Origin of the sequence: Mycobacterium attenuatum, from assembly GCF_900566085.1 — a bacterium.
GTDB lineage: Bacteria > Actinomycetota > Actinomycetes > Mycobacteriales > Mycobacteriaceae > Mycobacterium > Mycobacterium attenuatum.
Map to the genome: position 1 here is coordinate 1 of NZ_UPHT01000142.1, position 15,997 is coordinate 15,997.

The 15,997-nt window shown below is 66.0% G+C and carries 12 protein-coding genes and 2 pseudogenes; 5 read left to right on the plus strand and 9 right to left on the minus strand.

What is annotated here, in order from left to right:
• Positions 1–312: 312 nt before the first annotated feature.
• Positions 313–441: a hypothetical protein gene (locus EET13_RS32430; protein WP_280177744.1), complete on the plus strand. Its 129-nt coding sequence runs from the start codon at positions 313–315 to the stop codon at positions 439–441.
• 47 nt (positions 442–488) lie between these two features.
• On the opposite strand, the pseudogene EET13_RS22800 reads toward EET13_RS32430, so the two are convergent.
• Positions 489–815, minus strand: a pseudogene (locus EET13_RS22800) (transposase); the annotation flags it as partial.
• 357 nt (positions 816–1,172) lie between these two features.
• On the opposite strand from EET13_RS22800, the gene EET13_RS22805 reads away from it, so the two are divergent.
• Positions 1,173–1,607, plus strand: a complete 435-nt coding sequence (locus EET13_RS22805) for a hypothetical protein (RefSeq protein WP_122444399.1) — start codon at positions 1,173–1,175, stop codon at positions 1,605–1,607.
• A 103-nt stretch (positions 1,608–1,710) separates the two neighbouring features.
• Here EET13_RS22805 and EET13_RS22810 read toward each other — a convergent pair whose 3' ends face one another.
• Complete coding sequence (locus EET13_RS22810) at positions 1,711–2,658, minus strand: DUF5996 family protein (RefSeq protein ID WP_122444407.1); 948 nt, start codon at positions 2,656–2,658, stop codon at positions 1,711–1,713.
• 360 nt (positions 2,659–3,018) lie between these two features.
• Here EET13_RS22810 and EET13_RS22815 point away from each other — a divergent pair, with 360 nt between their 5' ends.
• Positions 3,019–4,860, plus strand: coding sequence for a glycoside hydrolase family 15 protein (locus EET13_RS22815; RefSeq protein WP_122444400.1), 1,842 nt, complete (start codon positions 3,019–3,021; stop codon positions 4,858–4,860).
• A 281-nt stretch (positions 4,861–5,141) separates the two neighbouring features.
• Here the strand turns inward: EET13_RS22815 and EET13_RS22820 are convergent.
• The 7 genes and pseudogenes from EET13_RS22820 to EET13_RS22850 form a co-directional block, all read right to left on the minus strand.
• A pseudogene (locus EET13_RS22820) lies at positions 5,142–5,569 on the minus strand (IS256 family transposase); the annotation flags it as partial.
• 82 nt (positions 5,570–5,651) lie between these two features.
• Entirely contained in the window at positions 5,652–7,637 is a 1,986-nt protein-coding gene (locus EET13_RS22825) for a vWA domain-containing protein (protein WP_122444401.1), read from the minus strand.
• A complete protein-coding gene (locus EET13_RS22830) occupies positions 7,630–9,015 on the minus strand; it encodes a sigma 54-interacting transcriptional regulator (protein WP_122444402.1) in 1,386 nt (461 codons plus the stop codon). Before EET13_RS22830 ends, EET13_RS22825 begins: the two co-directional genes overlap by 8 nt.
• Before the next feature lie 76 nt (positions 9,016–9,091).
• Positions 9,092–10,675, minus strand: coding sequence for a bifunctional phosphoribosylaminoimidazolecarboxamide formyltransferase/IMP cyclohydrolase (gene purH / locus EET13_RS22835; RefSeq protein ID WP_122444403.1), 1,584 nt, complete (start codon positions 10,673–10,675; stop codon positions 9,092–9,094).
• A 7-nt stretch (positions 10,676–10,682) separates the two neighbouring features.
• Positions 10,683–11,312, minus strand: coding sequence for a phosphoribosylglycinamide formyltransferase (purN, locus tag EET13_RS22840; protein ID WP_122444404.1), 630 nt, complete (start codon positions 11,310–11,312; stop codon positions 10,683–10,685).
• A gap of 323 nt (positions 11,313–11,635) precedes the next feature.
• A complete protein-coding gene (locus EET13_RS22845; protein WP_425294266.1) occupies positions 11,636–12,988 on the minus strand; it encodes a cell division protein PerM in 1,353 nt (450 codons plus the stop codon).
• Positions 12,989–13,026: 38 nt separating this feature from the next.
• A complete protein-coding gene (locus tag EET13_RS22850) occupies positions 13,027–13,938 on the minus strand; it encodes a DUF5336 domain-containing protein (protein ID WP_122444405.1) in 912 nt (303 codons plus the stop codon).
• Between the two features lie 210 nt (positions 13,939–14,148).
• Between EET13_RS22850 and EET13_RS22855 the strand changes: the two genes are divergently transcribed.
• Positions 14,149–14,997, plus strand: coding sequence for an LLM class F420-dependent oxidoreductase (locus EET13_RS22855; protein WP_122444406.1), 849 nt, complete (start codon positions 14,149–14,151; stop codon positions 14,995–14,997).
• Between the two features lie 318 nt (positions 14,998–15,315).
• Positions 15,316–15,997, plus strand: a 682-nt coding sequence (locus EET13_RS22860) for a PE family protein (RefSeq protein ID WP_136623230.1), incomplete at its 3' end; no start/stop codon positions are given.

Below are 15,997 nucleotides of genomic sequence, written 5' to 3' on the forward strand. Positions count from 1 at the left end.
GATCGAACGGGCAAACGAAGAGACCACCGACGCAACGCGCCGGTGGTCCCATAACTGGCAATCCAGGTGGTCCCATCACCCTGGCAAAAATCAGGTCACACTGGTCCCAAGCTCATGGCAAACGACAGGCGTCGCCATACCCCACGCCACCCCAACCGGAGGCCCCAAAGAAAGGCCCGAACCCTGAACGTGCGCTTCGGATCTTGCCGGGGTGCGGTGTTCATTTGACGACGATGGATGCCAGGACTCTCCAGTTGGGTCTGCCGGCGTAGAGCAGTGCCCGGATGCGGTAGCTGTCGAAGGTGGTGAAGCGTGCTCGATCAGCTCGGAGAGCATCGTGCGGGCGGCGTCGATGTCGGTGTGGCGATAGAACCCGCGGAGTCGTTCCTTGACGTGGTAGTCAAGGGCGACTTCGCCGTGCGAGTCGCCCAGGTGCAGTAGTGATGTCAGGCGGTGGGCGACCGTGGCGTCGAGGCGTTCCTCGCCGGTCAGCAGGACGCGGCCCGGTTGAGCGTGTCGCGACGTCGCCCACGGTGGCATTTGTGTTCACGTTGCCCGCGTCGTCGAATCTCGTCGGGTGCCCGGTTGGCCAGTCGCACGAAGTCGAAGGGGGCCACAACCTGCTGCGTGCGGAGCAACATCACCGGGTAGACCGCGGCATAGGTCGCCGACATGTCCAGGGCACCGAAGCGAACGCGGTGTTCCCGCGCCAGGGGTCGTTGGTCGATCCAACCCGCGACATCGACATAGCTTCGGGTGAGCAGGATTTCGATGATCTGGTGGTTGGCGACGTCGGCGATGGTGGTCGCATACGAGCGGCCCCGCCGGGGTCTCGTCCAAGCCGACCGCGGTCGTGGCGTTCCGGCGGCGCCGGTCCGCTGCCAGGGGCGCCCGACCGTAGGTCATGACCGCGTCGTTGACGGTGTGCCAATCGCAGGACAGCTCTCCGGCGACATCGGCGACCCCGCGGCCTGTTCTGACCTGCATCGTCGCTCATCTGGTGCAGCGGGTCGCCTGAAGGCATTTCTTAGCCGCAATGCGATGGCCGAAACTGGTCCAACTGTCCCCCCGCACAGTCAGGTCGCCGACAGATCAGACGGTGCTTGCACCACGCCACACGCATCGGCTGCCCGTAGACGGGCAAATCGACGTAGCGCACTGTCCGTCGTTTCTTGATCTGGCAGCAGGCACCGCAGACCCCCTTGATGGGCGGCGCTGTGAACGAGTTGGAACCGCTGGTGGGTGTGGTGGCCGCGTGTCGGCTGACTAAAAAATCCCGCGCGACGCTGCACCGGCAGCGCAACGCGAAGCCGCCCGTGCAGGGACCGCGGCGTCCCATCACGCGCCCGTCGTCGTTAGCGGAGTTGAAGCGCGACCAGGTGCTCGGGGGCTTGTTAGGCGAAATGGCCCGGGTGCCGATGGCGGCCGCAGCACTACCCGATGACGCCACAGCAATACAGGCGCTGGCGCGGGCCGCGACGGGCGTCGCACAGGACGCGACGCACGCGGCCGCCGAAGTTCAAGCGGATGTGGCAGACGCAGCTGCGGAGGTCCAGCGGGATGTCTCTTCTGCGCTACGTCGAAACGGGTTGCCGCTCTTGGGCTGACATCAGCGACTGGCGTTGCGGTCGAGACCGAACGGTATCGCAGCCACACCGGTACGGGTTGAACGGTGGCCGAGCCCGTGCCGCTTACGATGAAAGGCGTTCGTCAGGAACGCGTTTCGTGTTGCTTCCACCGATCCGGGTCTTCTTCCAGGAGTGCGCTATCCCACTCAGCTCTGGTGGCCACCGCTTCATACGTGTCCTGTAAGAATTCCAGAAGTACCTGATCCGGGTCGGCTGCCTGGCGCACGATTTCGTAGGGCAGTAGGTACTCGCCGTGGTCCTTGCTGTAGTAGGCCTGCTCGGGATTGACGACGTGACCGGCGAAACCGTCGGGTTCGGGGTAGGCGTAGGCATAGAAGGCGCCCTCAGCACCACCGCCGGGCCAAAACCCGCAGCTGCTCAGTTCCCGCGAATATCCTTCCGCCATAACCCAATCACCCAAGTTAGGGGCGCCGCCAGGATGGCGTGGTGCGCCACGGCCGGAAAATCTGGTACACGCGATATCCATTGCACCCCAGAAAAAATGTACCGGACTCACCTTTCCGACGAACCGGGACCGGAACCGACTCAACACCCGATGAGCCTGAATCAGTTGGCGCCAGAACAGGTTTACCGCGTCCAGGTCATACGAGGCGTGCTCGACGTCCTCGGCGAACCCAAGTGCCGGGTCGACCTCATTCGGGTGTGGCTGGATGCAGGTGGGGAAGCCCAATTCGGCCATTGCCTGCATGGTTTCGGCGTAGAAATCGGCGACGGATTTCGGTTCCAGTCGGACGGTACGGGTGGCACCGGCGCTGCTGCGGATCACCAACTGATGGTCGATGAAGTCGAATTCGATATCGAAGAACTCGTTCCCATAAGGGACTGCGGACGTCGTCAATCCGCGTGGGGTAACGTACAACGTCACCTGCCACCAGTGGTTGACCATCGGGGCATGAGCGAGCCGGATCTTGCCGACGATCTGAGTCCACATATGCAGCGTTTCCCGGGTCAGCGTCCAGTCGTCGACGCGCAAGCTGGGCCAGCCATTGATGCTTCGGTGCGCAGTCATATCGATCTCCTCGGGTCCAGTGCTACTGATGAATCGGCTCGGCAATCGGCGGGCAGCCGCCATCCTGATTGCCCCAAACGGGATACCCTCCTCCTCGGTGTGCATGCGCGATATCGACGGCAAAGTTGTGATTGGCAGCTGCCAGGTCAGGTTGCGGCCCGTTTGCGTTGACGAACAACGGTTCCCGTCGTGCCGATGCGCCGAAACCGGCGGTAACGGAAAGGCCGCGGATCGCGGCCGCCGCGACGACACTACGAGAGTGCGCACCCGCACTCCAGAAGCCGCACCACTAGCATGGCGACGACACGGCCAACTGTGTGGTAGGCAAGCGGGAACTACGCGGCACCTAGGAGGCACCCGGTGAGCACCACACCAATCGCCGACTACGCCCTGCTCTCTGATCGGCATACGGCAGCACTGGTCAGTCGCAGCGGTTCAGTCGACTGGCTCTGCTTGCCCCGGTTCGACTCGCCATCGGTATTCGCCAGGCTGCTCGACGCGGACGCCGGGTTTTTCTCGGTGCACCCCACCGATCCCGCCGCGGACGTCAAACGCCGTTACGTCGACCAGACCATGGTGCTCGAGACGACGTTCACCAGCGGCGCCGGCACGTTGGTGCTATGCGATGCGCTTGCCACCGGATACGTGGATGACCCGCATCAGTTGGGCGCGGCCGCCCCTCGGCTGCTAGTGCGGTCGCTGGCCTGTACCGCGGGCGAGGTCGACGTGAGCATCGAATTCTCGGCGCGTCCGGAGTACGGGGTGGTCACCCCGTTGGTGTCTGCCGCCGACGGCTGCATCTTGATCCGCGGCGGCGCCGACATCCTGCTGCTGTGTTGCCCTGTGCCCCTGAGGATTACCGATTCCGATGCCAGCGGGCGATTCCGGATGCGCGAGGGTGAGCGGATGTCCCTCGGATTGCTTCACCGCACCACCTCCGAGGCAAGTCCTGAAGCGATGTCGCCCGCCGAGCTCGAAGCCGCGCTCACGGCGACAATCGACGCGTGGCGATTGTGGTCGAAGATCCATCAGAGCTATGACGGACCGTGGCGCGATCTGGTGCATCACAGCGGCAGAGTTCTGCAGGCATTGACCTACCAACCCACGTGGGCAGTGGTGGCCGCCCCGACGACATCTCTACCGGAAGAGATTGGGGGAGAACGCAACTGGGATTACCGTTATTCATGGGTAAGGGACGCCAGCCTCACCCTGGAAGCCCTCTGGGTAGCCGCGTGTCCAGACGAGGCGGAGCAGTTCTTCGACTACCTGGCGGTCAGCTCCGCCGGCCAACTAGGCGCCAACGAGCCCCTTCAGATCATGTTCGGCATAGGTGGCGAACATGATCTGTCCGAACGTGAGCTCGGGCATCTCCGCGGTTGGCGCGATAGCCGCCCGGTACGGGTCGGCAACGGCGCGTGGGGGCAAAGCCAGATCGACGTGTACGGCGAGCTGCTGGGCGCGGCACACCGCCTGGCCAAACAGCTGCACCCGGACCGTCCCTGCGCCGCCGCGGGACGCGAGTTCCTCATCGGCTCCGCCGATGCCGCCGCACGTCTTTGGCAGCAACGTGATTCGGGTATCTGGGAAGTGCGTGGCGAGCCGCAGCACTTCCTCTACTCCAAGCTGATGTGCTGGGTCGCGCTCGACCGCGCCATCGCCATGGTCGATGCACTCGGCGCCGGGGACAGGGTCGACGGCTGGCGTAAAGCTGCCGATGACGTCCGGCAGCAGATCCTCACCCGCGGGTGGAGCGACGCGGCCAACGCGTTTACCCAGGCATTCGAAAGCGACGACCTCGACGCTTCAGCGCTGATGATTCCGCTGGTCGGATTCTTGCCCGCCAACGACTCTCGAGTGCTGGCCACCATCGACGCTATCGCCGGTCAGCTCGTCGACGCGCGCGGCTTGGTCTATCGGTATCGCACCAGCGTCGACGCCAATGCCGACGGCCTGACCGGACAAGAGGGCACGTTTCTGCTGTGCACATTCTGGCTGGCCCAAGCCCTGGCAGCCTCCGGCCAGCTAGACCGGGCGCGCGAAGTGTTCGAGCGCGCTATCAGTTACAGCAACGACGTAGGACTTCTCTCCGAAGAGGTCGACCCCGGCACCGGCGAGATGTTGGGCAACTTCCCGCAGGCGTTCAGTCACATCGGGCTGGTCAATGCGGCCTGGGCCATTGCCCAAGCCGAAGCTCGCGGTTGACCAAGGCAACTCATGGTCTGGCACCCGGAATGCCGATATTCCAATGCTCACGCCCACTTTCGTGGAGTGCGTTGCCCTGAGTTGGCGACTCGGTTGGTTCGCAATCACGTCCGCCAGGAGCCCAAGATAATGTCGGTACGCGACTTGGCCGCCTCGCAGCGAGAAGCCAAGTAGTGCAGGGTTTGTCGCTATTTAGGTGGGCACAACCAACACGCTCACCCAAAGGCCAGTGCGGCTGATGTGGCAGTAGCCGGTTGCCCCGGCCAGCCAGGAGCACAATCTTTCTCCATCGCCATCCGCCCCAACACCTCGGTGGAGGAAAACAGCTCGTAGGTGGCCACCGGCAGCTCACCGGACCCGTCGGCCGCCCGTACCCGCGGCCGCTACACCAGCACGCGCCGCCCACCCAGCGTCACTGAGCCGTCCTCGCGGCCGTGGCGCACCGCAGTCCGTGCCGGATCATGCTTGCCCTTCGGCCCGGCTTGGCCGGTCACGTCGGCCTCCATCAGGGCCTGCAACACCTGCAACCCGGCACCGACGGCCACCGCCAGCAACCCCTCCTGCATGTTTGCAGCTATCTCGGCCATCGCCACACCGACGTGCTCTTGGAACCGCGACCATGGTCGCGTCCACAGCCCGGTTCTGAGTACTGTCCTTCATGGTGGTCCCCTTCTTTGGTGGTGTTCTTGGCGGAACGCCCGACACCCACCGCACCGGCAGGTCACGAGCGGGGGACCGTCACCTCAATTTCTACGAGACCCGGGACAACCTCTTGCCCACGGCGTTGCCACCTACCTGCGCCGCCGCGACCGCAGGTAGTCGCCCACTACTGCCGCCCCCAGCCCGTCGAGATCGGGGACCACAACTCTGCCCTCGACCCGACGCGCGACCTGGTCTATGAACCGGGCCAGGCCGAGATCACTACCCAGCCGGAAAATGGTGACCTGCGCACCCAACCGGGCCATGTCGTCGAAACCCCGTACCGTGTGGGCAATGGTCCGCGGATGCGGCGGGTAGTCAAAAAAGACCGAAGATCCGTCGCCGCTGATGTCCTCCAGGTGGGCGGTCGGCTCGCCGTCGGTGACCACCAGCACCACCGGCTGCGCGTTGGGGTGGCGTCTGAGATGCCGTCCGGCCAGCGCGAGCGCGTGATGCAGGTTGGTGCCCTGCTCATAGACACCCTCCAAACCCGTCAGCTCGGCAGCAGTCACCGTCCGGGCGTAGCGACCAAATGCGATGATCTGCAAGGCATCTGAGCGAAAGCGTGTGCACACCAGGTGGTTGAGCGCGAGCGCCGTTCGCTTCATCGGCAGCCAGCGATTCTCCATCACCATCGAAAATGACGTGTCCACCAGCAACGCAACCGCGGCCTGGGTACGCGTTTCCGTCTCGGACACCTCGACGTCGTCGACGGTGATCCGAATGCCCGAGTCGTGCCGGCTCGCCGTTCCGGCCTGGCGCAGCACCGCATTGGTCAAGGTCCGGGAGATGTTCCACGGCTCGGTGTCACCGAACTGCCACGGCCTGGTCGCACCGGTCAGCTCACCGGCGGCACCGGCGCGCCGGTGATCACGCTCCCCACGACGTGCGGAAAGCTGTTGCACCACATCACGTAACGCGGTCTCACCCAGCCTGCGCATAGCCTTGGGCGACAGTCGCCACTGGCCGTCGGAACCACGGTCCAGGAAACCCTGGTTGACCAGTGCGCGTTCCAATTCGGCGAGCGTCCGGGCGTCGATGGCGGCCTGATCGCCGAGCTGGCGGGCCAGTGCATCGAGGTCGACGTCGTCCATCGTGGCGCCCGGATAGCTTTGCGACAACTGCTCGGCCAGCTGCTCCAGCTCGCCGATATCGGCCAGCGCCTGCGCGCCCTCCCCCATGCCGAACGGGTTGTCGCCGGAGAACTGCTGGGATCCGGTCCAATCCTCACCCGGGCGCGCGGCTTGCAGATGGGCATCGAGCCGGCTCAGCGCCTGCATCAGCGAGGGCGACCCGAATGCCTGCTGCGCCAACGCATCCAGCTCGTCTCGCTGCTGCTGGCTCAGGCTGTTACGGAACCGCTGTGCGGCGGCGGCGCGCTTGGCCAGCGAGTCCAGCAACTCCTCGACATTGCGCGGGTTCTCGGGGAAAAACTCACCGTGCTTGTCCATGAAGTCCTGGAAGTCATGCTGGGTGTCTTCACCGCGGGCGTGCTTGTCCAGCAGGCCGTTGAGGTCGTCCAGCATCTCGTTGACGCGGCGGCGGTCCTCGTCGGTGGCACCCTCCAGCGCCTGCTTCATCCCCGCGAAACGTTGGTCCAGCAACTCGCGGCCCAGCAGATCCTTGATCTGCTCGTACTTTTCGCGAGCCTCACCGCTGCGCCAGCGGTATTCGGACAGCTCCTGCACGGCCTTGGCCGGTGACGGTGGCAGCGCGTCCAGCTGGAGTTCACCGAAGCGGGCATCGTCGTCCAGCGCGCGGGCCAACTCCTTGCGTTCGGCCAGCACCGCTTCGTCGAGCAGTCTCTTGATTTCTTGCAAGGTGCCGTCTAAATTGTTGCGGCGCAACAACTCCCGTCGGCGCTGATTCGCCTCGGCTGCCAACCGGTCGGCACCCGGCAAGGACTTGGTGCCGCGGCGCAGCAGCTCGGACAGCGCGCGGCGCGGCGAGGTGCCGGCCATCACGTCTTGCCCGATCTGCTCCAGCGCCTCACGCAAATCTACCGGCGGGGCCAGCGGGTCAGGCCCGCCGGTATACGCCGAATATCGCGAAGAGTGCGCGCCAAAAGGCTTAGCCATAAACGGTTTGGCCTTCCCCGGACACCTTGTCGATGCGCTTGGCAAGGTACAACGCCTCCAACGCGAGTTCCAGCGCGGCGGCGCGCTCACCCTCGGATTCCGCACCCAGCTTTCTGGCGATCCTGTCGACGACCGGCAGCCCCGGAACCGCGGCCAGCACGTCCTTGGCCGACACCCGCTCGCCTGTCGTCACGGCCGAACCCCGCTCGACGGCAGTCACCAGTTGGCCGACGTCGATGCCGCCGAGCACTCGAGACGCGGTGTCGGCGGTCGAGCGGCGCAACAGATGCTCGAGCACGGCCTGTTCGCGGCCCTCTTCACCGGACTCGAACTCCAGCTTGCCCCGCAACACGTCGATCACCGTGCCCAAATCGACCACCCGCGCCACCGGATCCGTCTCGCCCAGCACCGCGCCCCGATGACGCGCCGAGGCCGCGACCGTTTCCGCGGCCGCGATCGCAAACCGGGCCGAGACTCCAGACCGTTGGTCGATCGAATGGGACTCCCGCAGATACCGCGCGAACCGCGCGATCACCTGCATCAGATAGTCGGGTACCTGGGCGCTCAGGTGCGCCTCCTGCACGATCACACCCACTTCCGCGTCCAGCTCCAGCGGGTAGTGGGTGCGGATCTCGGCGCCGAAGCGGTCTTTGAGCGGCGTAATGATGCGACCGCGGTTGGTGTAGTCCTCGGGGTTGGCGCTGGCGACCACCAAGACGTCCAGAGGCAGCCGTAGCGTGTACCCGCGGACCTGGATGTCGCGCTCCTCCATGACGTTGAGCATCGACACCTGAATACGCTCGGCCAGATCGGGCAGTTCGTTGACCGCGACGATGCCGCGATGTGCCCGCGGGATCAGGCCGTAGGCGATGGTCTCGGGGTCGCCGAGACTGCGTCCGTCGGCGACCTTGATCGGGTCGATGTCGCCGACCAGGTCGGCCACGCTGGTGTCGGGGGTGGCCAGCTTCTCGGTGTAGCGCTCACTGCGGTGCTTCCACGCCACCGGCAGGTCGTCGCGCAGCTGTGCGGCCCGCCGGAGGGACTCCGGGGTGATCGGCCGGTAGGGGTGCTCACCCAGTTCGGCGCCGGCGACCACCGGTGTCCACTCGTCGAGCAATCCGGTCAGCGCGCGCAGCAGCCGGGTCTTGCCCTGGCCGCGTTCGCCGAGCAGGACGAAGTCATGACCAGCGATCAGAGCCCGCTCCACTTGCGGCAATACCGTGTCCTCAAAGCCCAGAATGCCGGGCCAAACATTCTCGCCCTCGGCGAGTGCGGTCAGCAGATTTTCCCGGATTTCTTGCTTGATCCCCCGCTCGCGATGACCGGAGGCACGTAGCTCGCCGACGGTGCGAGGCAGGTTACTCGGTGAAGTCACCACTCCACGCTACGACGCCATCTTTCTTCTGGCGACGAGACTGGATTTGAACTGTCACTTTCCCGGTACTTGGCGGACCTCAGTGGGCGAAGTGGCGTGCTCTGGTGAGATACAACGTGATCCCGGCTTCGGCCGCCGCGTCGGTGACCTCGTCATCGCGCACCGAACCTCCGGGATGCACGATCGCTGTGACTCCGGCAGCGGCCAGCGTCTGCAATCCGTCGGGGAACGGGAAGAAGGCATCCGATGCCGCGACGGCGCCGCGCACTCGCTCGCCGCCGCGTGCATTACCTCGTTCAACGGCCAGCCGCGCAGCATCGACCCGATTGACCTGGCCCATGCCGACACCGACGGTGGCACCGTCGGCGACGATGACGATCGCGTTCGACTTGACAGCACGGCAGGCTCGCCAGGCGAATACCAAGTCGGTCAACGTCGCCGGGGTGGCCGGCTCGCCGGTGGCTAAGGTCCAGTTGGCCGGGTTGTCGCCGGGTGCATCGAGCTGGTCGCGCTGCTGCATCAGCAGTCCCCCGCTGATCGGGCGCAATTCGGCGCCGCCGTTCTGCGGTTCGGGCGCCAGCAGCACCCGCACATTCTTCTTGCGCGCTAGCACGTCAACGGCACCGGGTGCATAGGCGGGCGCGACGATCACTTCGGTGAAGATGGTGCTGACGTACTCGGCCATCTCGACGCTGACCTCGGTGTTGGCCGCGATCACGCCGCCGTAGGCGCTCAGCGGGTCGCAGTCGTGGGCCTTGCGATGTGCGTCGGCGACGGAGACCGACGAGATGGCAATGCCGCAGGGATTGGCGTGCTTGATGATCGCCACGCAAATCTGCTCGTGGTCGAAGGCCGCCCGCCAGGCCGCATCCGCGTCGGTGAAGTTGTTGTAGGACATCTCTTTTCCGTGCAGCTGCTCGGCTTGCGCCAGCCCGGGCCAGGCGCCGGGGTCGGTGTAGAGAGCGGCCTGCTGGTGCGGGTTCTCGCCGTAGCGCAGCATCGCCTCGCGGCGCCAGTTGCGCGCGAACCAATGCGGGAAAGCCGCTTCGGGATGCTCGGGGGCCAGTGTCGACTGCATCCAGCTCGCCACGGCGATGTCGTATTCGGCGGTGTGCTGAAATGCCAGTGACGCCAGCTTTTTACGCTCGCCGACACTAAATCCGCCGCTGCGCACCGCGGCCAGCACGCCGTCGTATCCGAGCGGGTCGGTGACCACGGCCACGCTGGGAAAATTCTTGGCCGCCGCCCGAATCATCGAGGGCCCGCCGATATCGATCTGTTCCACGCATTCGTCGACACCGGCGCCGGATTCCACGGTTTGGCTGAACGGATACAGGTTGACCACCAGCAGTTCGAATGCGGCCACGCCGAGTTTGTCCAGCGCGGCCTGATGCTCGGGCTTGCGCAGGTCGGCCAGCAGGCCGGCGTGCACTCGCGGATGCAAGGTCTTGACCCGGCCGTCGAGCACCTCCGGAAAGCCGGTGAGCTCCTCGACGCGGGTCACCGGAATGCCTTTGCTCGCAATGGTCTTCGCCGTCGATCCGGTCGAGACGATCTCGATGCCGGCCGCGGTCAGGCCTTGGGCCAGCTCGACCAGCCCGGTCTTGTCGTAGACGCTGATCAACGCGCGGCGGATCGGCTTCCTTACGCCGTCGCCGGTCATACTGTGCTCATCCCAGGGTCGCCTTTCGTCCGATGCAGGTCAGGCCGCCGGTCGCAATCGCGGCCACCACGTCGACGAGGAGTCGCCGTTCAATGACCTTGATGCGCTCGTGCAATGTCTCTTCGCCGTCACCGTCGAGCACCGGAACTGCTTGCTGCGCCAGTATCGGCCCGGTATCCACGCCAGCATCGACCAGATGCACCGTACAGCCGGTGACCTTCACACCGTAAGACAACGCGTCGGCCACGCCGTGAGCACCCGGGAATGCCGGCAGCAGCGCGGGATGGGTGTTGAGGACGCGGCCGCCGAATTTTGAAAGGAATTGCGGCCCAAGGATCCTCATAAAGCCCGCGGATACCACCAGATGGGGCGAGTGTGCGGCGGTGGCTTCGGTCATGGCCGCGTCCCAGGCATCGCGGCTCGGATAGTCGCCGACCCGGACCCGAAAGGACGGCACCGAAGCCTGCGCGGCGATCTCGGTGGCCCGACAGTCGCGGTCCACACCGACGGCCACGACCCGCGCCGGATACTCGCCCACGGCGGCTTCCAGAAGCGCGTTGAGCAGCGATCCCGTGCCCGATGCCAGCACTACCAGCCGCGCCGGTGTACTCGGGGGTACCCGGAGCGGTTCATGCACACGGCGAGCCTAGTCTGGCGGCCCACCATATCCGAGCCGGGCGCGCCAGCGGCCGGAGGAGGAGCCAGACAATCGGGCCGAGCCTGGCGGCCCACCATATCCGAGCCGGGCGCGCCAGCGGCCGGAGCAGGAGCCAGACAATCTCGCCTAGTCTGGCGACCCACCATATCCGAGCCGGGCGCGCCGTGTTGGTGCGTCGCGCCTGCGTCCATAGCTACCACCACCCGGCGTGTCAGCGCGCTGTACGCAGACACGACAACATCAGTTCAGGCTCGTGCGGGAACACCGCGCCGCCGCAGCAGGCGGCGCGCCTATGCAGCCCGCTAATCGTCGCGTTCGGGGGCTGAGTCCAACTCGGATTCACCTGTTAAGGACACGCCGTCGTCGCCAGAAACGCCGACGTCCTCGGGCTGCGGCGACTCATCGACGACATCGTTGGGCCGATCGCCCTCGTCGACCGCGATCGCGGACTCTTCCTCGACCGGCTCAACCGGCGGGGCGGGCCGTGGTTTCGGCACGCGCGGACGACGCGTGATCCCGCCGGCCATCGCCACCGTGAGGCAGCCGACCACGGTGAACCAGAAGAACGCACCGATCAGCAAGGCGCCCTCGTCGACGCCGACGGCACCGAAGTTGCCCAACTTGCCCCCGCCCGCGTAACCGAGCAGCGCCATCACCAACGCCCCGGCAAGCGCCGCTACCAGCACCTTGGCCATTGCCGGCAGCACCGGCAGCGGCCGGCGGGCGCATTGCTGCCCCAGCGCCACACCGGACGCTGCTCCGATGATCAGCAAGGCAACCCAGGCCGGACCCAGCGGCGGTGTGGGCGCTGCGGCCAGGATCGGTACGGCCGGAATGTCGCCGCCGAAAACGGCGAACGAGCTGAACGTGGCAAAGCCGATATGGGCACTGGATCCGACCGTCACCGCCGCGGCTCCGACGATGACGTTGGGTGCATACAGCACTGAGAGCACCGTGAGATTGAATTGTCCCCAGATCGAATCGGTGATCCCGTAGAGCTCTTGCATGCTCGACCAGTGAACAACCAGCGACCCAGCCGTCACCAAGCCGGACAGTCCCAGCAACGCCAACACCCCGCCGGCGGCCGCGCGCAGCGAATCGCCCAGCCAATTCGGAAGCGGCGAGCCCGCCAACACCTGTCTGCCCACCCGGGACCACACTCCGATTGCGGCGCCGACGGCGTGGACCACCAGCACACCGGCGAACGCACGCAGCGCGCTGGGCGTCTGGAGTTCGGTGATGACCGATGAGGCATCGTGGATGACCGCCAGGGCGATCGCCGCGATCAGTAGCGGGCCGCCCAGCGCCGACGCGACAACCCATCGCACGACGAGCCACGACGAGTAGGGCGAGGTGGCCGAGGCCGTCGTACGCGCCGTGCCCCACACCATTAGCAGAACCGGCAGCAGCGGCATCACGCCGAGTTCACGACCGCCGATCGAGATCGGCACCTGGTGCACGCCCAGCCACATACTGGCGATCGCGCCCAGCGCTCCCGTCATGTCGCTGTTGGCGATCAGCAACTGCAGCAGGGTAACGGCGGCGATGATGACCAGCGCCACGACCGCAGGCGCGAACGCAACCTTGACGAGGTCACGCGTCTGGCGAGCACCCGCCGCTCGGTTGTCCTCGTTTCTTGCCGACACCCTTCTCACTCTTCGCGCACGTGCCTACTCAGCGCGAGAGCGCCCGGTTAGACCGGCGCCGAACCAGGCGACGACGACTGCTGGCCGGGCACCTGCCCGTACTGCTGCCCCCCGGGCGGGTTTGAGTAGTTGACGGGCGCCGAACCTGCCTGGGATCCCGTTCCGGCGCTGACCGGCGGCGGCGGACCGAAGCTTGGGAAGCCGGTGGGCGGGGTGGATGGACCCTGGTGCATGGGCTGAGGCGCGGACTGTGCGGGTTGTGGGGCGGCGAATCCGCCGGTCGACGGGTTGGAGCCGGCGTTGGACGAGTAACCGCCGTATTGGGATCCATATCCGGATGGCTGCTGAGGGCTGGGCGCGGCCTGCTGCTGTGCACTCGGTTGACCGTAATACCCACCGGGCTGACCGCCGTACTGGCCGTACTGACCGTACTGGCCGTACTGACCGTAGGCGTCGAATTTTGGCCGCGGCGTGGGCGCCGAAATGACACCCGCATCCAACAGCAGTGCACCGACTGCGGCAACTGCCTGAAACACGATGCACACCAAGACAATCCACAACGCCCAGCCGGTTGCATAAGCGCTCGGCTTGTTGAAAGTCGCCGAGATCATCAGCAACACGCCCAGCACCGAGACCACCGCCACGATGGCCACATAGCTCTTGGCTTTGGGAAGCAGGCTCGCCCCGGCAAGCAGCGCGGCCAGCAGAGCCAGGCCGACAGCCAATCCCGTGTCGCCCGAAACTTCGCTGCCGGCGCCCCCGAGTTCTGAGCTGACCGTGAACATCGGACCGAAGCTGAGCAGGTATGCCAGCAACCCAAGTGCGGCCACAGCGATGCTCAGATACATCGGGAACTTGCTGACGCCGTCGTTCGTCTTGGCGAAAGACGGGGTGGCGCCGCCGTAGGAGCCGGCCGATTGCGCGGGCGGATATCCGGGACTACCTGGCGAGTAGGTCATGGCTTCTCCTGTTACCTCCGATGCCGTCGCGACGCCTGCCGCCATGCGACGCTTGCTCCCTGCGACATAATTCGATCATCCACGCTAGCGCACGGTCGGGTGTTCGCGCCGTGGCGTCCTTGGCGCCGGGATAGCGGCCCGTCGCCGCAGCCGACGATCCGCAGATGAATCGCTTGCCCGCCTGAGGTAGAACACGTTCTAATTCTGGTCATGGATTATGGGCTTGTCCTTTTCACCAGCGACCGTGGCATCTCGCCGGCGGCAGCCGCGAAGCTGGCCGACGACCATGGTTTCCGTACCTTCTACGTGCCCGAACACACCCACATCCCGGTCAAACGCAAAGCCGCTCATCCCACAACTGGCGACGCGTCACTGCCCGACGACCGTTATATGCGCACGCTGGATCCGTGGGTGAGTTTGGGCGCGGCATCAGCGGTCACCTCCCGGGTCCGGCTGGCGACCGCGGTGGCACTGCCCGTCGAGCATGACCCGATCACGCTGGCGAAAAGCATTGCCACGCTGGACCACCTATCCGAGGGGCGGGTCAGCCTGGGCGTGGGATTCGGCTGGAACACAGACGAACTCGCCGACCATGGAGTGCCGCCGAGCCGCCGCCGCACCATGTTGCGCGAATACCTCGAAGCGATGCGGGCGTTATGGACCCAAGAGGAGGCCGCCTACGAAGGCGAGTTCGTCACGTTCGGGCCAAGCTGGGCCTGGCCCAAGCCGGTTCAGCCGCACATTCCGATCCTGGTGGGCGCCGCGGGGACCGAGAAGAACTTCGCATGGATTGTGCGCAGCGCCGACGGCTGGATCACCACGCCGCGCGACGTCGATATCGACGAGCCGGTGAGGTTGCTGCAGGACACCTGGGCGGCCGCCGGCCGCGACGGGGCTCCCCAGATCGTGGCTCTGGACTTCAAGCCGGTGCCCGAGAAGCTGGCGCACTGGGCCGAGTTGGGGGTGACCGAGGTGCTGTTCGGCCTTCCGGATCGCTCCGAACGCGAGGTCGCCGCCTATGTGGAGCGGCTGGCGGGCAAGCTGGCCACTCTGGCGTGACCGCGAGCAGCCGCAAAAGCCCAGCCACGCTCGGGGTGTCGGGGGCTTTTGCGGCTGCTCGCGCTAAGACGTAACGCTGAGCGAAAGCCAACGGCCGGCGCGTTGTCGACATTGCCGGGAATCCCCGCTGTGCACAAGCGCAGGCGTCTCTCGTCTTCCCGCTGTCGCCGAGCAGTTGGCTGGCGAGGCCTGGCCGGCAAATGTCATGAAAGCCCCCGATCAGGAACCCCGACGGCTCTACCATGATGGCTTGCCGACGTATCGATCGGACCTCCGAGAGTCATCGATCGGTGCCCACACCTTCTGGGGAGGTGGCATATGTCGTTTGTCGTCGCGGCACCGGAATTTCTGGCGGTTGCTGCTTCGGATCTGGCAGATATCGCTTCGGCAGTCATTGCGGCCAATGCAGCCGCCGCGACCCCAACGGCCGGTGTGCTGGCGGCGGGTGCCGACGAGGTATCGGCGGCGATCGCCGCGGTATTCGCGGAACATGCCACCGGGTATCAGACCCTGAGCGCTCAGGCAGCGGAGTTTCATCGCCAATTTGTCCAGCTCTTGGACACGAGCGCGGAGCATTACGCCCTCACCGAGGCCGCCAATGCCTCGCCGTTGCAGCTGCTGGAGCAGCAGTTTCTCGACGTCATCAATGCGCCCACCACGCTGCTGCTGGGTCGCGCGCTGATTGGTAACGGGGCCAACGGAGAGCCAGGGGCAGACGGCCAGCCCGGCGGACTGCTGATCGGCAACGGCGGAGCCGGCGGGTCGGGCACCGCCGCCCATCCCGCCGGCGGGAACGGCGGGGCCGGCGGGATGTTCGGCAACGGCGGAGCCGGCGGCACGGGCAGGCCCGCGGCCCCCGGTGGCAACGGTGGAGCCGGTGGACTGTTCGGCAACGGCGGAGCCGGCGGGAGCGGGGGCGTGTTCGGCGGCGCAGGCGGCGCCGGCGGAGCCGCCGGGCTCTTTTTCGGTACCGGCGGCATTGGTGGCGCCGGTACCGAAA